Annotated in this window: 17 protein-coding genes and 1 tRNA gene; 15 read left to right on the top strand and 3 right to left on the bottom strand. The window is 75.1% G+C overall.

Annotation, left to right across the window (positions count from 1 at the left end):
• The first annotated feature begins 64 nt into the window (after positions 1–64).
• The 5 genes from ACI79X_RS02620 to ACI79X_RS02600 all read left to right on the top strand — a co-directional run bounded on the left by ACI79X_RS02620 (position 65) and on the right by ACI79X_RS02600 (position 4,350).
• The gene (locus ACI79X_RS02620; protein ID WP_425432424.1) at positions 65–154 is read left to right on the top strand and encodes a putative leader peptide; all 90 of its coding nucleotides are present in this window, start codon (positions 65–67) and stop codon (positions 152–154) included.
• A gap of 55 nt (positions 155–209) precedes the next feature.
• Positions 210–1,097, top strand: a complete 888-nt coding sequence (locus tag ACI79X_RS02615) for a TauD/TfdA dioxygenase family protein (RefSeq protein WP_457023851.1) — start codon at positions 210–212, stop codon at positions 1,095–1,097.
• A gap of 130 nt (positions 1,098–1,227) precedes the next feature.
• Positions 1,228–2,190 carry a glycine betaine ABC transporter substrate-binding protein gene (locus ACI79X_RS02610; RefSeq protein WP_457023850.1) on the top strand — a complete coding sequence of 321 codons (963 nt, stop codon included), beginning with the start codon at positions 1,228–1,230 and terminating at the stop codon, positions 2,188–2,190.
• A 1-nt stretch (position 2,191) separates the two neighbouring features.
• Entirely contained in the window at positions 2,192–3,400 is a 1,209-nt protein-coding gene (locus ACI79X_RS02605) for a quaternary amine ABC transporter ATP-binding protein (RefSeq protein WP_457023849.1), read from the top strand.
• A complete protein-coding gene (locus ACI79X_RS02600) occupies positions 3,400–4,350 on the top strand; it encodes an ABC transporter permease (RefSeq protein WP_457023848.1) in 951 nt (316 codons plus the stop codon). Before ACI79X_RS02605 ends, ACI79X_RS02600 begins: the two co-directional genes overlap by 1 nt.
• A gap of 72 nt (positions 4,351–4,422) precedes the next feature.
• Here the strand turns inward: ACI79X_RS02600 and ACI79X_RS02595 are convergent.
• The 3 genes from ACI79X_RS02595 to ACI79X_RS02585 all read right to left on the bottom strand — a co-directional run bounded on the left by ACI79X_RS02595 (position 4,423) and on the right by ACI79X_RS02585 (position 6,115).
• Positions 4,423–4,494, bottom strand: a tRNA-Arg gene (locus tag ACI79X_RS02595).
• Positions 4,495–4,545: 51 nt separating this feature from the next.
• Complete coding sequence (locus tag ACI79X_RS02590) at positions 4,546–5,250, bottom strand: DUF305 domain-containing protein (protein WP_457023847.1); 705 nt, start codon at positions 5,248–5,250, stop codon at positions 4,546–4,548.
• A gap of 7 nt (positions 5,251–5,257) precedes the next feature.
• Positions 5,258–6,115 (bottom strand): DUF3105 domain-containing protein, encoded by an 858-nt coding sequence (locus ACI79X_RS02585; protein ID WP_457023846.1) that lies wholly within the window; start codon positions 6,113–6,115, stop codon positions 5,258–5,260.
• Between the two features lie 201 nt (positions 6,116–6,316).
• Between ACI79X_RS02585 and argS the strand changes: the two genes are divergently transcribed.
• The 10 genes from argS (at position 6,317) to ACI79X_RS02535 (ending at position 18,411) form a co-directional block, all read left to right on the top strand.
• A complete protein-coding gene (argS, locus tag ACI79X_RS02580; RefSeq protein ID WP_457023845.1) occupies positions 6,317–7,978 on the top strand; it encodes an arginine--tRNA ligase in 1,662 nt (553 codons plus the stop codon).
• A complete protein-coding gene (gene lysA / locus ACI79X_RS02575; protein ID WP_457023844.1) occupies positions 7,975–9,465 on the top strand; it encodes a diaminopimelate decarboxylase in 1,491 nt (496 codons plus the stop codon). Before argS ends, lysA begins: the two co-directional genes overlap by 4 nt.
• Complete coding sequence (locus ACI79X_RS02570; protein ID WP_457023843.1) at positions 9,462–10,754, top strand: homoserine dehydrogenase; 1,293 nt, start codon at positions 9,462–9,464, stop codon at positions 10,752–10,754. Before lysA ends, ACI79X_RS02570 begins: the two co-directional genes overlap by 4 nt.
• The gene (thrC, locus tag ACI79X_RS02565; protein ID WP_457023842.1) at positions 10,751–11,830 is read left to right on the top strand and encodes a threonine synthase; all 1,080 of its coding nucleotides are present in this window, start codon (positions 10,751–10,753) and stop codon (positions 11,828–11,830) included. The genes ACI79X_RS02570 and thrC overlap by 4 nt, the downstream gene beginning before the upstream one ends.
• Positions 11,827–12,774 carry a homoserine kinase gene (gene thrB / locus ACI79X_RS02560; protein WP_457023841.1) on the top strand — a complete coding sequence of 316 codons (948 nt, stop codon included), beginning with the start codon at positions 11,827–11,829 and terminating at the stop codon, positions 12,772–12,774. Before thrC ends, thrB begins: the two co-directional genes overlap by 4 nt.
• Positions 12,775–13,019: 245 nt before the next feature.
• Entirely contained in the window at positions 13,020–15,299 is a 2,280-nt protein-coding gene (gene rho, locus ACI79X_RS02555) for a transcription termination factor Rho (RefSeq protein WP_457023840.1), read from the top strand.
• Positions 15,300–15,495: 196 nt separating this feature from the next.
• Complete coding sequence (gene rpmE, locus ACI79X_RS02550) at positions 15,496–15,720, top strand: 50S ribosomal protein L31 (RefSeq protein ID WP_073421697.1); 225 nt, start codon at positions 15,496–15,498, stop codon at positions 15,718–15,720.
• A gap of 87 nt (positions 15,721–15,807) precedes the next feature.
• The gene (prfA, locus tag ACI79X_RS02545; RefSeq protein WP_457023839.1) at positions 15,808–16,887 is read left to right on the top strand and encodes a peptide chain release factor 1; all 1,080 of its coding nucleotides are present in this window, start codon (positions 15,808–15,810) and stop codon (positions 16,885–16,887) included.
• A 6-nt stretch (positions 16,888–16,893) separates the two neighbouring features.
• Positions 16,894–17,763 carry a peptide chain release factor N(5)-glutamine methyltransferase gene (gene prmC / locus ACI79X_RS02540; protein WP_457023838.1) on the top strand — a complete coding sequence of 290 codons (870 nt, stop codon included), beginning with the start codon at positions 16,894–16,896 and terminating at the stop codon, positions 17,761–17,763.
• Positions 17,764–17,769: 6 nt separating this feature from the next.
• The gene (locus tag ACI79X_RS02535; protein WP_457023837.1) at positions 17,770–18,411 is read left to right on the top strand and encodes an L-threonylcarbamoyladenylate synthase; all 642 of its coding nucleotides are present in this window, start codon (positions 17,770–17,772) and stop codon (positions 18,409–18,411) included.
• Positions 18,412–18,542 lie beyond the last annotated feature (131 nt).

Genomic DNA, 18,542 nt, shown 5'->3' with positions numbered 1-18,542 from the left:
CGGCGGTCGCGGGACGAGGGCACCCGCGTGTCGCCGGACCCGATCGACCGCTACGGTAATCCCCATGCAGTCGGTCGGGATTGTGCGGTTGGCGCTCGTCGAGCGCCGGCACGTCGACCTGCTGCGGTGCGCGAGCGCGCTCTGTCGGGCCTGAGGACCGTCCGCCCACCCGTCCTCCCGCTCGTCCGCACCCCCCCCGGAGTCCTCGCATGACCCTGCTCGCCGCAGCCCCGAACCGGTCCGCCGACGTCGACGTCCTCGAGCTCGAGCGCCTCGAGCCGACCATCGGCGCCCGCGTCCGCGGCGTCGACCTCACCCGTGCCACCGACGACCAGGTCCGGGCCATCCGGGCCGCGCTCGCCGAGTACAAGGTGCTGTTCTTCGCCGGCCAGCACGACCTGCACCCCGACAGCCAGATCGCGCTCGGCCGCCGGCTGGGGGAGGTCACCGAGTCGCACCCCGTGGTCCCGGGCGTCGACGAGGAGCACCCCGAGATCTACGCGCTCGACAGCGCCACCGGCGGGTTCGCCGACATCTGGCACACCGACGTCACCTTCGTCCGGCGGCCGCCGCTGGGGTCGGTGCTGCGGGCCGTCGTCCTGCCGCCGACCGGCGGGGACACCCAGTGGGCCGACCTGGAGCTCGCCTACCGCTCCTTGTCCGAGCCGGTGCAGCGGCTGGCCGACCAGCTCGTCGCCGTCCACGACGGCACCCGCGAGTTCGGCTACTACATCGCCCAGCGCGAGGAGCGCACGAAGTGGGAGGGCGAGGAGTACCGCGCGCTCGTCCCCGTCGCGCACCCGGTCGTGCGCGTGCACCCCGAGACCGGCCGCAAGGGGCTGTTCGTCAACCCCGGCTTCGTGTCGCACATCGAGGGCGTGTCCGACGCCGAGAGCCGGTACCTGCTCGACCTCTTCTACGCGCACATCACCAAGCCCGAGCACGTCGTCCGGCACCGCTGGTCGGTCGGTGACGTCGTGATGTGGGACAACCGCTCGACGGTGCACTACGCCAACCGCGACTACGGCGACCAGCGCCGTGTCATGCACCGCATCACCCTGCGCGGCGACGCCCCGGTCGGTCCCACCGCCGGGTGACGGCGGCACACCTCCGCCCAGCACGACCGCCGGACGAGGCGCAGGCTCCCTGTCGAAGGGCCTGCGCCTCGTCGCGCGCCCCCTCACGCCGTGGCCTCCGTGCCCGACGACTCCCAGGGAAGAGACCCCCATGCAGCGCACGACCCTCCGGCCCCGCGCCTCCGCGGTGGCCCTCACCGCCGTCCTGGCCGCCGCCGTCGCCGGCTGCACCAGCGAGCAGCCCGACTCCGGTGCCGGTTCCGGCAGCGGCGACGGCATCACCGTCCAGACCGCACAGTTCAGCTGGACCGCGGCCGGCCTGACCACCGGCATCCTCGGCGAGATCGCCGCCGACCACCCCGACCTCGGGGTCGCGTCGCTGGCCACCACCCAGCTCGACCCCGCCGCCGCCTGGGCCGGCGCCCAGCGCGGGGACATCGACCTGCTCACCGAGGTGGCCCTGCCCAACCAGCAGGAGCTCGCCGACTCCGCCGCCGACCGGGTCGAGATCGTGTCGGAGACCTACGGCGACGCCTCGCAGGGCTGGTTCGTGCCCGCCTACGCGGTGGAGCCGGGTGGCCCGCTCGAGGGGCTGACCAGCGTCACGCAGCTCGACGAGTACGCCGACCAGCTGGGGAACAAGTTCTACGACGCCGACCCCGGCTACATCACCACCGAGCAGAACGCCAAGCGCCTCCAGGGCTACGGGATCGGCCTCGAGCACGTGGTGTCGAGCGAGGCGGCCGAGCTCGCGCAGCTGGAGAACAGCTACAGCCGCGAGGAGCCGATCGTGCTGTACCTCTACCACCCGCACGCGGTGTTCGCGCAGTACGACATGGTCCAGCTCGAGGAGCCCACGCCCTACAGCGACGGCTGCCTGACCACCGGCGACGGCGCCTGCGCGATGCCCTCCTACAGCGCCAACATCGCCGCCAGCGACGAGCTGCGCGAGCAGGCGCCGGCGTTCGTCGACCTGCTCACGGACTTCCGCATCTCCGTCGAGGAGATGGAGGAGATGCAGAAGCGGGTCGACGTCGACGGCGAGGACGTGGCGACGGTGGCGCGCGAGTGGGTGGACGCCCACGCCGACCGGATCGACGAGTGGATCGGCTGACGTGGCCGCCCCGGTGCTGCGCGTCACGGGCCTGACCAAGGTCTTCGGGGTGCGCGAGCGGGAGGCGCTGCGGCTGGCCGGCGAGGGGCTCGGGCGCGACGAGATCCTGCGCCGGACCGGCGCGACGCTCGCCGTCCACGACGTCGACTTCGCCGTCGAACGCGGTGAGCTGTTCGTGGTCATGGGGCTGTCCGGCTCGGGGAAGTCGACGCTGGTGCGGCTGCTCAACCGGCTGATCGAGCCGAGCGCGGGCACCGTCGAGGTCGAGGGCCGCGACCTGCGGGCGCTCGACGACGCCGAGCTGCGCGCGGTGCGCAACGAGAAGGTCAGCATGGTCTTCCAGCACTTCGCGCTGCTCCCGCACCGCACGGTGCGGGAGAACGCCGCGTACGCCCTCAAGGTCCGCGGGGCCCCCGCGGCCGTGCAGCGGGAGCGGGCGGACTGGGCGCTGGAGACGGTCGGGCTGATCGACCGCGCCGGCGCCCGGCCCGAGGAGCTCTCCGGCGGCATGCGCCAGCGGGTCGGGCTGGCCCGGGCGCTGGCCGCCGACTCGGAGGTGCTGCTCATGGACGAGCCGTTCTCCGCCCTCGACCCGCTGATCCGCCGCGACATGCAGGACCTGCTCGAGCGGCTGCAGTCCGAGCTCGCCAAGACGATCGTCTTCATCACCCACGACCTCAACGAGGCCATGCGGCTCGGGGACCGGATCCTCATGCTCAAGGACGGCCGCACGGTCCAGCTGGGCACCGGGCCGGAGATCATCTCGGCGCCCGCGGACGACTACGTCGCCGACTTCACCTCCGACGTCGACCGGACCCGGGTGCTGACCGCCGGCGACCTGCTGCGCGAGCCGCGGATGACCGCCCGGCTCGGCGACCCGCCGGGGGAGGTGCTGCGGCGGCTGGGCGCCGCGGAGGCCAACGGCGTCTACGTCCTCGACGGCGACCGGCGGGTGGCCGGCGTCGCCCGGGACGACCTGCTGGCGCGCGCGGTGCAGGAGGGCCGGGACGCCCTCGGCCCGCGCGAGCTCGTCCCCGACTACGCGACCATCGCCGCCGACCGGCCCGTCGTGGAGTTCGTGCACCTGGTCGGGCGGCACACGGTGCCGCTCGGCGTCCTCGACGACGACGGCCGGCTGCTCGGCGTCGTCCCGCGGGCCGCGGTGCTCGACGCGCTGTCGGCCGTCCCGGTCCGGGGGAGGCGCTCCTGATGCCGCACGTCCCGCTCGGCCGGTGGGTGTCCGACCTCATCGACTGGCTGCTGGCCACCGTGCCGTGGCTGTTCGACGCGATCGCGGCGGTCATGTCGGCGCTCGTCGAGGGCCTGACCGACCTGCTGGTCACGCCGCCGCCGGTGGTCTGGATCGTCGTCTTCGCCGTCGTCGCGCTGCTCCTGCGCGGACCCTGGCTGGCGCTGTACACCGTGCTGGCGTTCCTGCTGGTGGTGTCGCTCGAGCTGTGGGCCGAGACGATGCAGACCCTGGCGCTGGTCCTCGTGGCCGCCGTCATCGCCGCGGCGATCGGCGTCCCGCTGGGGATCCTGGCGGCGCGGCACCGCGCGGTGAGCGTCGCCGTCCGGCCGGTGCTGGACTTCATGCAGACGACGCCGGTGTTCGTCTACCTCATCCCCGCAGTGTTCTTCTTCGGCGTGGGCGTGGTGCCCGGTGTGGTGGCCACGATCCTGTTCGCCATCCCGCCCGGGGTCCGGCTCACCGAGCTCGGCATCCGGCAGGTCGACCGGGAGGTCGTGGAGGCCGCTCGGGCGTTCGGCGCCCGGCCCGGGCAGGTGCTGCGGGAGGTGCAGCTGCCCCTGGCGCTGCCGTCGATCATGGCCGGCGTCAACCAGGTGATCATGCTGGCGCTGTCGATGGTGGTCACCGCGGGCCTGCTCGGTGCTGCGGGGCTCGGCGCGGTGGTGGTGCGGGCGGTGACCCAGCTCGACGTCGCCGCCGGCTTCGAGGGCGGGCTGGCCGTGGTGCTGCTGGCGATCTTCCTCGACCGGCTGACCGGGGCGTTCGGGCAGCGCGCCGCGCTGTCGCGCTTCCGGACGGCCCGAGCCCAGCGCAGCCTGCGCCAGCGGGAGCAGGCGCCCGCCGACGCACCGGTCCCGGGTGCCGCCACGGTCGCCTCCCCGGCGCTGGAGACAGCGCCCGACCGCTGACCCGGTCGGACTGGAGGACGCAAGACGCGGAACGGCCCGGACGGATGACCGTCCGGGCCGTTCTCGTGTGGGTGCCCCCGGCAGGATTCGAACCTGCGCACCCGCCTCCGGAGGGCGGTGCTCTATCCCCTGAGCTACGGGGGCCCGGGCAGGAGAGAAGTTACCAGCCGCTCCCGCCCGTCCCGACGGCGGGCGTCAGGGCGCCGGCAGCGGCGTCCCGCCCCGCGCGGTGAGCATCCCGACCATCGTCGTCACCTCGGCGGTCTGCGTCTCGGCGATCGAGCGGGCCAGCGTGCGCACCGCCGGCTCGGACGCGTTCTCCGCCGCGTACTGCGCCATGTCGAAGCCGCCCTGGTGGTGGCGGATCATCAGCCGCAGGAACTGCACGTCGAACTCCGTGCCGGTCAGCGAGCGCAGCTCGGCGAGCTCGGTCTCGGTGGCCATGCCGGGCATGAGCGCCCCGTCGGTGCCCGATGACACACCGGACATGTCGTGCCCGGCGTGCTCCCCGCCCATCCAGGCCATGTGCTCGCCGCCAGAGCGGGGGAGCCCCCACAGAGCCAGCCAGCCCTCCATCTGCCCGGCCTGGTTGGTCTGCGTGCTCGAGATGTCGAAGGCGAGCTGGCGCACCTCGGGGTCGGCGCTGCGGTCGAGCGCCAGGTTGGCCATCTCCACGCCCTGCCGGTGGTGCACCGCCATGTCGCGGGAGAAGCCGGCGTCGACCGAGTCCGCCGTCGGCGTCCCGCTCGACCCGATGCCCAGACCGACCGCCAGCCCGCCGCCGAGCGCCACCAGCGCGACGGCGATGACGGCGAGCAGCGCCGCCCGCAGGCCGCGCCCGCGGGGGCGCGGCGCCGGGGCCGGCGCGTCCTGCTCGGGACGGGTGGCGGTGGCGGTCATCGCGGCCTCACTCCGTGGTGCTCTCGGTGGTGCCCTCGGTGCCCGTGGTCGGCGTGGTCGGCGCGTCGCTCGGGCCGACCGGGGTGCTCGCCTCGCCCGCGACCAGCGGGCTGGCGGCGAAGTCGGGGTTCTCGCAGCTGGCGCCGATCTCGGGGTAGTGGCCCTCGACGTCGCCGTTGAAGGTCAGGAAGTCGGCGAACTGCTCGATGCGCGGGTCGTCGGCGGAGTCCACCTTCAGCTGGTGGTTCCACGACTGCAGGCTCACCGCGGCGTCCAGGCCCTCGTAGGGCGACATGAGCCGGCCGGAGATCCCGTCGACGAGGCCCGACAGCCGCTCGACGTCGTCGGCGGAGACCTCGTCGGGGTCGTAGGTGATCCACACGGCGCCGTGCTCGAGGGAGTGGACGGCGTTCTCGTGCCGGATGTCGACGTCGTAGACGGTGCCCGTGCAGTCGGCCCAGTTGCCGTCGTGCGGTCCGCCGACCGGCGGCGACTGGTCGTACTCGACCGGGGTGGTCACGTGCTCCTGGCCCGCGGCGTAGTCGAAGCTCTCGATGCCGGCGATCTCGTCGATCGCGTCGATCCGCTCGGCGTCGGCCTGGCGCACCTGCACCACCGCGTAGGTGATCGCCGCGGCGGCGAAGACCACGACGGCGACGGCGGCGGCGATCAGGCCCCACGGCCGCTGCTGGGCGACCACCTGCGTCGGCGGCCGGGTGCGGCCCCGGCCGGACGGGCGGGCGCCGGCGCCGCCCTTCGTGGTGGAGACCGGCCGCGCGCCGGAGCCGCCCCTGCCCGTCGCGCCGCCGGAGCGGCTCGCCCCGCCCCCGCTGCGGTCGGCGTCGGGCTTGCGGTCCTTGGCCACGTGCTCTCCTCGTCCTCGTCTCGCTGGCGGCGCCCCGAGTGGTGCGCGCGTGCGCGGTGGCCCACGATGGGGGCCCCGTCCGCGCGGGCGGCGCGGACGCGCCGCTGCTCCCGCCCGCGAGCATAGGTCGGCTGCCTGTGCGTGCCCGGCTCCTCCAGGTGTGACGGGAGTCGGGTCGCACACGCTGACTACGATGTCGCGGTGACACCCGAGCAATTGCGCGACCTCGTCCGGGCCGTCGTCGCGGCGGTGGTCGAGCGCGGCACGCTCGCCGTCGCCGTCCCCGACGACGTCCTCGTCGAGCGTCCGAAGAACCCCGAGCACGGCGACTACGCGACCAACGTCGCCCTCCGCCTGGCCAAGCCCGCCGGCATGCCGCCGCGCGCGGTGGCCGACCTGCTCGCCGCGGAACTGCGCGAGCAGCCCGGCGTCGACCGGGTCGACGTCGCCGGTCCCGGCTTCCTCAACGTCACCCTCGCCCAGGGCGCCCTCGGGCAGATCGCCGTCCGGGCGGTCACCGCCGGGGAGGCCTACGGGCGCACCACGCCGCTGGCCGGGCAGACGCTCAACCTCGAGTTCGTCTCCGCCAACCCCACCGGGCCGGTGCACATCGGCGGCAGCCGGTGGGCCGCCGTCGGCGACGCCATCGGCCGGCTGCTCGAGGCCAGCGGCGCCGCGGTGACCCGCGAGTACTACATCAACGACGCCGGCGCGCAGATCGACCGGTTCGCCCGCAGCCTGCAGGCCGCCGCCACGGGCGAGCCGGTGCCCGAGGACGGCTACGGCGGCGCCTACATCGGCGACATCGCCGCATCCGTCGTCGCCGCCGTCCCCGACGTCCTCGACCGCGACGACGACGCCCAGCGGCAGGCGTTCCGCGACACCGGCGTGGCGCTCATGCTCGACGAGATCCGCCGGTCGATGGAGGGCTTCGGCGTCGACTTCGACGTCTGGTTCTCCGAGAAGTCGCTGTACGAGACCGGCGCGGTGGACAAGGCGCTGGCCCGGCTGCGCGAGCAGGGGCACGTGTACGAGTCCGACGGCGCGGTGTGGCTGCGCACCACGACCTTCGGCGACGACAAGGACCGGGTGCTGGTCAAGGCCGACGGCGAGACGACCTACTTCGCCTCCGACTGCGCCTACTACCTCGACAAGCGGTCCCGGGGCTTCGACCGGGTCGTGATCATGCTCGGCGCCGACCACTCCGGCTACGTCGGCCGGTACAAGGCGCTGGTGGCCGCCACCGGTGACGACCCCGACACCCACCTCGAGATCCTCATCGGCCAGCTGGTCAACCTGCTGCGCGACGGCGAGCCGGTCCGGATGAGCAAGCGCGCGGGCACGATCGTGCTCCTGAGCGACCTCACCGACGCGATCGGCGTCGACGCCGCCCGGTACGCCCTGGCCCGGGCGTCGGTGGACCAGATGATCGACATCGACGTCGAGCTGTGGAGCCGGAAGACCAACGACAACCCGGTCTTCTACGTCCAGTACGCGCACGCCAGGATCGCCTCCGTGCTGCGCAACGCGGCCGACCTCGGGCTCGCGCTCGGCGAGCCCGGCGACGTCGACCCCGCGCTGCTGGCACACGAGCGGGAGAACGACCTGCTCCGGGCGATCGGCGAGTTCCCGCGGGTGGTGGCCGCGGCGGCCGAGCTGCGCGCGCCGCACCGGGTGGCCCGCTACCTCGAGGAGCTGGCCGGCACCTACCACCGCTTCTACGACGCCTGCCGGGTGCTGCCGCGCGGCGACGAGGAGGCCGGCCCGCTCACCACCGCGCGGCTGTGGCTGTGCTCGGCCACCGCCGTGGTGCTGCGCAACGGCCTCGGCCTGCTCGGCGTCTCCGCGCCGGAGCGGATGTGAGGGCGCACCCGGCGGGGCCGCTGCACGGCGCCTTCGCCCCGCCGCCGTCGGCCGGGATGCCCCCGGCCGACCTCGGCGCGCTCGACCCGCAGGTGTGGCCGCGCTCGGCCCGCCGGGTCGACGGCGAGCTGCACCTCGGCGGGCGCGCGGTCACCGACCTCGCCCGCACCCACGGCACCCCGCTGTTCGTGCTCGACGAGGACGACTTCCGCGGCCGCGCCGCCGACTTCGCCACCGCCTTCGACGGCGCCGACGTGCACTACGCGTCCAAGGCGTTCCTCTGCGGCCAGGTGGCCCGCTGGATCGCCGACGACGGCCTGCACCTCGACGCCTGCAGCGGCAACGAGCTCGCCGTCGCGCTGGCCGCGGGCTTCCCCGCGGAGCGGATCGCGCTGCACGGCAACAACAAGTCGCTGGTGGAGCTGCAGCTCGCCGTCGACGCCGGCATCGGCCACGTCGTCCTCGACTCCTTCGACGAGATCGACCGGCTGGTGCCGATGGCCGCGGCGCGGGTGGCCGCCGGCGGCGCCCCGGTGCCGGTGCTGGTGCGCACCACCGTCGGCATCGAGGCGCACACCCACGAGTTCATCGCCACCGCCCACGAGGACCAGAAGTTCGGCTTCTCGCTGGCCACCGGCGACGCGCTCACCGCCGCCGTCCGGGTCATCCGCGAGCCCGCGCTGCACCTGTCGGGCCTGCACAGCCACATCGGCTCGCAGATCTTCGACACCGCCGGCTTCGAGGCCGCCGCGCACCGCGTGGTCGGGCTGATGGGCCAGGTCCACCAGGCCACCGGCGAGGTGCTGGAGGAGCTCAACCTCGGCGGGGGCTTCGGCATCGCCTACCTCTCCGACGACGACCCGGTCACCCCCGGCGACGTCGCCCGGCGGCTGCGCGCCGTCATCGCGATGGAGTGCGCCGCGCTCGACCTGCCCGTCCCGCGGCTGGCCGTCGAGCCCGGCCGCGCGATCGCCGGCCCCGGCACGGTCACCCTCTACGAGATCGGCACGATCAAGCCGGTCCGGCTGGGCAGCGGCGGGCAGGGCGCCCCGCAGGTGCGCAACTACGTGTCGGTCGACGGCGGGATGAGCGACAACATCCGCACCGCCCTCTACGACGCGAGCTACACCTGCGTGCTCGCCAACCGCACCTCCGACGCCCCGCCGGCGCTGTGCCGCGTCGTCGGCAAGCACTGCGAGAGCGGCGACGTGCTGGTCCGCGACCTGTGGCTGCCCTCCGACGTGCAGCCCGGCGACCTGCTCGCCGTCGCCGCCACCGGCGCCTACTGCTGGTCGATGGCGAGCAACTACAACTACCTGCTCAAGCCGCCGGTGGTCGCCGTGCGGGACGGCGCCGCCACCGAGATCGTCCGGCGTCAGACACTGTCCGACGTGTTCGCCCTCGACGCCGTCCTCGCCGGCCGGCCCGCGCCCTCGCCGGCGATCGACCAGCCCGCGCCCGAGCACCCGGTGGGAGCCCGCTCGTGAACGGACCGCTCAAGGTCGCGCTGCTCGGCTGCGGCACCGTCGGCAGCGCCGTGCTGCGGCTCGTCGACGAGCAGGCCGCCGACCTCGCCGCCCGCGTCGGCCGCGCCGTGGAGGTCGTCGGCGTCGCCGTCCGCCGGCCCGACCGGCACCCCGAGGTGCCCGCCGGCCTGCTCACCACCGACGCGCACGGCCTGGTCACCCGCGACGACGTCGACCTCGTCGTCGAGGTGATCGGGGGGATCGAGCCGGCGCGCTCGCTCATCCTGGCCGCGATCGAGTCGGGCAAGTCGGTGGTCAGCGCGAACAAGGCGCTGCTGGCCGAGGACGGCGTCGCGCTGCACGCCGCGGCCGCCAAGGCCGGCGTCGACCTCTACTACGAGGCCTCGGTCGCCGGGGCGATCCCGCTGCTGCGCCCGCTGCGCGAGTCGCTGGCCGGTGACCAGATCCGCCGGGTCGTGGGCATCGTCAACGGCACCACCAACTACATCCTGTCCCGGATGGCCGAGACCGGCGCCGGGTTCAGCGAGGCGCTCGCCGAGGCCACCGAGCTCGGCTACGCCGAGGCCGACCCCACCGCCGACGTCGACGGGTTCGACGCCGCCGCGAAGGCCGCGATCCTCGCGTCGCTCGCGTTCCACACCGCCGTCACCGCCGCCGACGTGCACCGCGAGGGCATCTCGTCGGTCAGCGCCACCGACGTGGCCCGCGCCGCCGAGATCGGCTGCACCGTGAAGCTGCTGGCCATCTGCGAGCGGGTGGCGGGGGAGGAGGGCGACACCGTCGCCGTCCGCGTGCACCCGGCGATGATCCCGACATCGCACCCGCTGGCCGCCGTCGGCGGGGCGTTCAACGCCGTCTTCGTCGAGGCCGAGGCCGCCGGGCAGCTGATGTTCTACGGCCAGGGCGCCGGCGGCGAGCCGACCGCCAGCGCCGTCCTCGGCGACCTCGTCGCCGTCGCCCGCAACCGGGTCGCCGGCGCCGCCGGCGCCGGCCCCAGCGCCTACGCCGAGCTGCCGGCCCGGCCGATCGCCGAGACGCCGACGCGGTACCACGTCAGCCTCGACGTCGCCGACGTGCCCGGCGTGCTCGCGACCGTGGCCACCGAGTTCGCCCGGCACGAGGTGAGCATCGCCACCGTCCGCCAGGACGGGCACGGCGACGCCGCCACGCTGGTCATCGTCACGCACAGCGCCCCCGACGCCGCCCTCTCGGCGACGATCGCGGCGCTGCGGGAGGTGCCCGCGGTCCGCGGGGTCACGAGCGTGCTGAGGGTGGAGGGTCTGTCATGACGGGGACGCTGCGCGGTGCGGTCTCGCCCTTCTGGCCGGGGCTGATCGAGGCCTACCGGTCCCGGCTGCCGGTCACCGACACGACGCCCGTCGTCACCTTGCACGAGGGGGCCACCCCGCTGGTGCGCGCCGTCGAGCTGTCGGAGCGCACCGGCTGCGAGGTGTTCCTCAAGGTCGAGGGCGCCAACCCCACCGGGTCGTTCAAGGACCGCGGCATGACCATGGCGATCACCAAGGCCAAGGAGGAGGGGGCGCAGGCGGTCATCTGCGCCTCCACCGGCAACACCAGCGCCAGCGCCGCCGCCTACGCCGCGCGCGCCGGGATGGTCTGCGCCGTCCTCGTGCCGCAGGGCAAGATCGCGCTGGGCAAGCTCGCCCAGGCGCTGGTGCACGGCGCCAAGCTGCTGCAGGTCGACGGCAACTTCGACGACTGCCTCGCGCTGGCCAGCAAGCTGGCGATCGACTACCCGGTCAGCCTGGTCAACAGCGTCAACCAGTTCCGCATCGAGGGGCAGAAGACCGCCTCGTTCGAGGTCGTCGACGTCCTCGGCGACGCCCCCGACGTGCACTGCCTGCCCGTCGGCAACGCCGGCAACATCACCGCCTACTGGCAGGGCTACCGCGAGTACACCGACGACGGCCCGGCCACGAAGCGGCCGCGGATGTGGGGCTTCCAGGCCGCCGGCGCCGCGCCGATCGTCACCGGGAAGGTGGTCGAGCAGCCGAGCACCATCGCGACGGCGATCCGCATCGGCAACCCGGCGTCGTGGACCAAGGCGCTGGCCGCCCGCGACGAGTCCGGCGGGCGCATCGACGCCGTCACCGACCGCGAGATCCTGAACGCCTACCGGCTGCTGGCCCGCCGCGAGGCCGTCTTCGTCGAGCCGGCGTCGGCCGCCTCGGTCGCCGGGCTGCTCAAGGCCGCCGCGGCCGGCGAGCTCGAGCCGGGGCAGCGCGTGGTGTGCACGGTCACCGGCAACGGCCTCAAGGACCCCGAGTGGGCGATCTCCGGGGCGCCCGCGCCGGTGACCGTCCCGGTCGACGCCGCTGCGGCCGCAGCGCAGCTCGGTCTGTGAGCTCCGCCGTCCGGGTCCGGGTCCCCGCCACCAGCGCGAACCTCGGTCCCGCGTTCGACTGCGCGGGGCTGGCCCTCACGCTGCACGACGTCGTCGAGTTCGCCGTCGCCGACGCCGGGCTGACCGTCGAGGTGTCCGGCGTCGGGGCGGGGGAGCTGCCCACCGACGAGCGCCACCTGGTCGTGCGCGCCTTCCGCGCCGCCTGCGAGGAGCTCGGCTGGACGCCGCCGGGCCTGTCGGTGCGCGCGGACAACGCCATCCCGCAGGGCCGGGGGATGGGCTCGTCGGCCGCTGCGGTCGTGGCCGGCGTCGTCGGCGCCTGGGCGCTGTGCCCGCACGTCGAGGCCGTCGACACCGGCGCGGTCCTGCGCCTGGTCGACCGCATCGAGGGGCACCCGGACAACGTCGCCGCCTGCCTGCTCGGCGGGGCGACCCTGTCCTGGTCGACGCCCGCCGGTGCGCGGGCCGAGCAGCTGCCGGTCAGCGACGAGGTGCTGCCGGTGGTCCTCGTGCCGGAGGGGACGCTGTCGACGCACCTCGCCCGCACGCTGCTGCCGGGGTCCGTGCCGCACGACGACGCCGCGTTCAACGCCGCCCGCGCCGCGCTGCTGGTGCACGCGCTGACCACCGAGCCCGGCCTGCTGCTCGAGGCGACCGACGACCGGCTGCACCAGCGGCAGCGGGCGGCCGCGATGCCGGACACGCTCGCGCTGGTCGACCGGCTGCGGGCCGCGGGCCACGCGGCCGTGGTGTCCGGCGCCGGCCCGAGCGTCCTGGTGCTCACCCGGCGCCACCCGGACGACGTCCCGGGCGAGCCCGCGTCGGCCCGGCGGGTGCGCGAGGTGAGTTCCCTCACCCCGGACGGGTGGCGTGCGTACCCCCTGCAGGTGGACCACGGCGGCGCCCGCGTGTCGCGTGTGACGCCTGGGGTATCGTTGTCGTAACGAGGAACACTCCGCTGGCCAGCGGTGTTGTCCCGTCCGTGGGGCGAGTCTAGTCTTCTCGGCGTAGCCGCCTCTCGGGCGAGCCTCGCGCGGAACGTTGCCGACGACCTTTCCTGTCGACGCAGATCCCCGCTCCGCACCCACTCGATCCGCCGCTCTGCCCTGCCCTCAACCGGTCGGCAGGGGCGGCGCCGGGTCACCTCCTGTGCCGGTAGGCGCAGGTCACCGCAGGGAAGGACCTGTACGTGAGCGAAACCACCGACCTCGCCACCGCCGACGCCCCCGCGGGCGCGACGGGCGAGGCGTCTGCCGCGGGCCGGTCCCGCCGCCGCGGCAGCGGGCTGGCCGGGATGCTGCTCCCGGAGCTCCAGCGACTCGCGTCCGAGCTGGGCATCTCCGGCGTCGGCCGCATGCGCAAGGGCGACCTCGTCGCCGCCATCTCCGCCCGTCAGGTGGGCAGTGGCAGCCCGACGCCGGCGCCGAGCGCGCCCGCCGACGAGGCGCCGCAGGCCTCCGGCGCGCCCGCCGCGCGCGGCGTCGCCGCCACGGCCGCGCCGATCGAGGCCCCGGTGAGCGGGGGCGCCAACGGCGGCCCGCTGACCGCCCCGGCCGCGAGCGCACCCGCCGAGAGCGCCCCCACCGAGAGCGCCCCCACCGAGAGCGCCCCCACGCAGAGCGCCCCCGCGCAGAGCGCGCCCGTCGAGACCACGCCCCGCCGCCGCCGTGCGGCCAGCCGTCCCGCCGGTGCCCCCGCGGGGACCGCCGGGCCCACCGCCGAGACCCCCGTCGTCGTCGAGGCGCCGGCCGCCGAGGCGCCCACCGTGGAGACCCCGGCGCCCGCCGCCGACACCGCGCCGCCCGCCGAGCGCACCGAGGACGAGCGCGCCGACGGCGACCGCCCGTCCCGCCGCGACCGCAACCGGCGCGACGGCCGCGACGGCGAGCGCGCGCCGCGGGACAACGACCGCGCCCCCCGGGACCGCGACGCCGAGCGCACCGGCCGCGACGGTGAGCGCGCCGAGCGCACCGGCCGCGACGGCGACCGCCCGCAGCGCGACGGCGACCGTCCCCAGCGCGACGGCCGTGACGGCGAGCGCAGCCAGCGTGACGGCCGCGACGGCCAGCGCGACGGCCGCGACGGCCAGCGCGACGGCCGCGACGGCAACCGCGGTCCCGACCGCGGTGAGCGCGCCGCCCGCCCGGACACCCGCACCGACCGGGACGGCCGCGCGGAGCGCACCGACCCCCGGGCCGACAGCCGCAACGACGAGGACGACGACGACTTCGAGGGCGGCCGCGGCCGCCGCGGTCGCCGCTACCGCGACCGCAACCGCCGCAACGGGCGCGACCGCTTCGACCAGCCGAGCGAGCCCACCGTCAGCGAGGACGACGTCCTGCTGCCGGTCGCCGGCATCCTCGACGTCCTCGACAACTACGCGTTCGTCCGGACCTCGGGCTACCTGACCGGCCCGAACGACGTGTACGTGTCGCTGTCGCAGGTGCGCCGCTACGGCCTGCGCCGCGGTGACGCCATCACCGGCGCCGTCCGCCAGCCCCGCGAGGGCGAGCGCAAGGACAAGTACAACGCGCTCGTGCGGCTCGACACCGTCAACGGCCTCGACCCCGAGCAGGCGCGCAACCGCCCCGAGTTCACCAAGCTCACGCCGCTGTACCCGCAGGAGCGGCTGCGCCTGGAGACCGACCCGCACCAGCTGACCACCCGGGTCATCGACCTGGTCATGCCGATCGGCAAGGGCCAGCGCGCGCTCATCGTCTCGCCGCCCAAGGCCGGCAAGACGATGGTGCTGCAGGCGATCGCCAACGCGATCACCACGAACAATCCCGAGTGCCACCTCATGGTCGTCCTCGTCGACGAGCGGCCCGAGGAGGTCACCGACATGCAGCGGTCGGTGAAGGGCGAGGTCATCGCCTCGACCTTCGACCGCCCGCCGTCGGACCACACCACGGTGGCGGAGCTGTCCATCGAGCGGGCCAAGCGCCTGGTCGAGATGGGCCACGACGTCGTCGTCCTGCTGGACTCCATCACCCGCCTGGGCCGCGCCTACAACCTGGCCGCGCCCGCCAGCGGGCGGATCCTGTCCGGCGGTGTCGACTCCACGGCGCTCTACCCGCCCAAGCGCTTCCTTGGCGCCGCCCGCAACATCGAGAACGGCGGCTCGCTGACCATCATCGCCTCGGCGCTGGTCGAGACCGGCTCGACGATGGACACGGTCATCTTCGAGGAGTTCAAGGGCACGGGTAACGCGGAGATCAAGCTCGACCGCCGGCTGGCGGACAAGCGGGTCTTCCCGGCCGTCGACGTCAACGCGTCGGGCACGCGCAAGGAGGAGATCCTCATGTCGCCCGACGAGCTGGCCATCGTCATCAAGCTGCGCCGGGTGCTGGCCGCGCTCGAGCCGCAGCAGGCGCTGGAGCTACTGCTCGACAAGCTGCGCAAGACGCGCAACAACATCGAGTTCCTCATGCAGATCCAGAAGACGACGCTCGGCCCCGAGCGCGACTAGAAGGACCCTCCTGCCCCCCGGCCCTCGCTGACGCTCGGGCCGGGACCCTGCAGGAGGGCCGTTCCAGCACCTCGCGACAGCGGGAGCCCGGCCGTCTGGGAGACTGGTCGGCCGAGCCCCGCTGCGCGCCCGGAATGACCGGCCGGCCGCCGGCGTTCAGCCAGACAGCACCGACGTCCCCGGAAGAGGCAGCATCATGAAGCCCGGCATCCACCCCGACTACCACACCACCACGGTGACCTGTGGCTGCGGGAACACCTTCACCACCCGCAGCACCGCCCCCGGCGGCACGCTGACCGTGGAGACCTGCTCCGCGTGCCACCCGTTCTACACGGGCAAGCAGCGGATCCTCGACACCGGCGGCCGCGTGGCCCGCTTCGAGAAGCGCTTCGGCAAGCGCGGCGCGAACGCCGAGAAGTAGCACCCCCGACGGCGCCCGTCCCACCTCGTGTGGGACGGGCGCCGTCGTCGTGTCCGCACCCCGTTCCGCCCGTCCGAGAGGTACCCGATGAGCAGCACCCCCGACGCCGCTCCCGACCGGCTGCGCGGGCTGCTCGACGAGCACGCCGCGCTCGAGTCCGAGCTCGCCGACCCGGCGGTGCACGCCGACGCCGGCCGCGCCCGGCGCCTCGGCCGCCGCTACGCGCAGCTCGCGCCGGTCGTGGAGACCGCCCGGTCGCTCGACGCCGCCCGCGACGACCTCGCCGCCGCCCGCGAGCTGGCCGCCGAGGACCCCTCGTTCGCCGAGGAGGCGCGCGGCCTCGAGACGCGCATCGACGAGCTCTCCGACCGGCTGCGCGAGCAACTGCTGCCCAAGGACCCCGACGACGACAAGGACGTCATCCTCGAGATCAAGGCGGGGGAGGGCGGCGCGGAGTCGGCGCTGTTCGCCGGCGACCTGCTGCGCATGTACCTGCGCTACGCCGAGCGCCGCGGCTGGGCCACCGAGGTCCTCGACGCCGTCCCCGCCGAGCTCGGCGGCTACAAGGACGTCTCGATCGCGGTGAAGTCCCGCACCGACGAGGGCATCTGGTCGCGGCTGAAGTTCGAGGGCGGCGTCCACCGGGTGCAGCGGGTGCCGGTCACGGAGTCGCAGGGCCGGATCCACACCTCCGCCGTCGGCGTGCTCGTGCTGCCCGAGGCCGAGGAGGTCGACGTCACCGTCGACCCGAACGACCTGCGCATCGACGTCTTCCGCTCGTCGGGCCCCGGCGGGCAGAGCGTGAACACCACCGACTCCGCCGTGCGCATCACCCACCTGCCCACCGGGATCGTGGTCAGCTCGCAGAACGAGAAGAGCCAGCTGCAGAACCGCGAGTCGGCGCTGCGGGTGCTGCGCTCCCGGCTCCTCGCCGCCGCCCGCGAGGAGGCCGCGGCCACCGCCAGCGACCAGCGCCGCAGCCAGGTCCGCACCGTCGACCGCAGCGAGCGGGTGCGCACCTACAACTTCCCGGAGAGCCGCATCTCCGACCACCGGGTCGGCTTCAAGGCGCACAACCTCGACGCCGTCCTCGACGGAGAGCTCGACCCGGTCATCGACGCGCTCACCCGCGCGCACACCGCCGAGCTGCTGGCGGCCGGGTCCTAGAGCGCCGTGTCCCTGAGTGCCAGAGCGCTGCTCGCCGACGCCGCCCGCCGGCTCGCCGACGCCGGCGTCGAGTCCCCGCGGGTGGACGCCGAGCTGCTGCTCGCGCACGTGCTCGGCCGCTCCCGCGCCGCCCTGCTCACCCTCGACGGCGTCGACGACGACGCGGCCGCCCGGTTCGCCGCCCTGCTCGACCAGCGCGCCGCGCGGGTGCCGCTGCAGCACCTCACCGGCCGGGCGCCGTTCCGCCACCTCGAGTTCGCCGTCGGCCCCGGGGTGTTCGTGCCGCGGCCGGAGACCGAGCAGCTCGTCGAGTGGGCGCTGGCCCGGCTGGCCGGCGTCCCCGAGCCGGTCGTCGTCGACCTCGGCAGCGGCTCGGGCGCCATCGCGCTGTCGATCGCGCACGAGCACCCCGGCTCACGGGTCACCGCCGTCGAGCGCGACCCGCAGGCGATCGAGTGGACCCGGCACAACGCCGCCCTGCGCGCCGCGGCGGGGGACACCCCGGTCACCGTGCTCGCCGGCGACATGACCGACCCGGGCCTGCTGCGCGACCTCGACGGCGCCGTCGACCTCGTCGTCTCCAACCCGCCCTACGTGCCCGACGGCGCCCGCGTGCCCCGCGAGGTCGCCGACCACGACCCGCCGCTGGCGCTGTGGGGCGGCCCCGACGGCCTCGACGTCGTCCGCGGGCTGCTGCGCACCGCCGCCCGGTTGCTGCCGCCTGGCGGCGGGCTCGGCATCGAGCACGCCGACGCCCAGGGCGACGCGCTCCCCGCGCTCGTGCGCGGCAGCGGCGACTTCACCGACGTCGCCGACCACCCCGACCTCGCCGGCCGCCCCCGCTTCACGACCGCCCGCCGCGCCGCGCGAGACTGACGCCTCGTGGCCGACCTCTACGACTGCACCGACCCCGAGCAGCGCGCCGCCGGCCTGGACGCCGCCGCGGCGGCCGTCGCCCGCGGCGAGCTGGTCCTGCTGCCCACCGACACCGTGTACGGCGTCGGCGCCGACGCCTTCTCGCCCGAGGCGGTCGCCCGCCTCCTGGGCGCGAAGAACCGCGGCCGCGCCATGCCGGTGCCCGTGCTCATCGGGGAGGCGTCCACCCTCGCGGGGCTGACGATGAGCGTGCCGCGGCCGGCGCAGCGGCTGGCCGAGGCGTTCTGGCCCGGCGGGCTGACCATCGTCGTCGAGCACGCGCCGTCGCTGGCCTGGGACCTCGGCGACGCCGAGGGCACGGTGGCCGTCCGCCTGCCCGACGACGACGTCGCCCGCGACCTGCTGCGCCGCACCGGCCCGCTCGCGGTCTCCAGCGCCAACCGGTCCGGCCGCCCGGCCGCGACGACGGCGGAGGAGGCGGTGGCCCAGCTCGGCGAGCACGCCGCCGTGGTGCTCGACGGCGGCCCCCGCGCGGGCTCGGCGGCCAGCACGATCGTCGACTGCACCGGCCCCGTGCCGCGGGTGCTGCGGGTGGGCGCCGTCCCCGTGGACCGCGTGCGCGAGGTGCTCCCCGACACCACGGACTGAGGGAGGACCCCTCCGCCCCCCGCCACGCGCTCCGCGCGCGGCGGGACCCTGCGGAGGGGCCGACGTCCCGCTCCGGTCCGGCCCCGGGGGCTACCGTGGGGAGTCCGCTGTCGTCGTCTCGCCCCGGGAGC

Source organism: Geodermatophilus sp. SYSU D01119 (genome assembly GCF_054049975.1).
This window is presented reverse-complemented; position numbering and strand designations above follow the sequence as displayed.

Excerpts from the sequence above, each read along its gene's own strand:
- ACI79X_RS02620 (WP_425432424.1), top strand. The coding sequence starts at position 65 with ATGCAGTCGGTCGGGATTGTGCGGTTGGCGCTCGTCGAGCGCCGGCAC.
- ACI79X_RS02615 (WP_457023851.1), top strand. The coding sequence starts at position 210 with ATGACCCTGCTCGCCGCAGCCCCGAACCGGTCCGCCGACGTCGACGTC.
- ACI79X_RS02610 (WP_457023850.1), top strand. The coding sequence starts at position 1,228 with ATGCAGCGCACGACCCTCCGGCCCCGCGCCTCCGCGGTGGCCCTCACC.
- ACI79X_RS02600 (WP_457023848.1), top strand. The coding sequence starts at position 3,400 with ATGCCGCACGTCCCGCTCGGCCGGTGGGTGTCCGACCTCATCGACTGG.
- ACI79X_RS02590 (WP_457023847.1), bottom strand. The coding sequence starts at position 5,250 with ATGACCGCCACCGCCACCCGTCCCGAGCAGGACGCGCCGGCCCCGGCG.
- thrC (WP_457023842.1), top strand. The coding sequence starts at position 10,751 with ATGACGGGGACGCTGCGCGGTGCGGTCTCGCCCTTCTGGCCGGGGCTG.
- rpmE (WP_073421697.1), top strand. The coding sequence starts at position 15,496 with ATGAAGCCCGGCATCCACCCCGACTACCACACCACCACGGTGACCTGT.
- prfA (WP_457023839.1), top strand. The coding sequence starts at position 15,808 with ATGAGCAGCACCCCCGACGCCGCTCCCGACCGGCTGCGCGGGCTGCTC.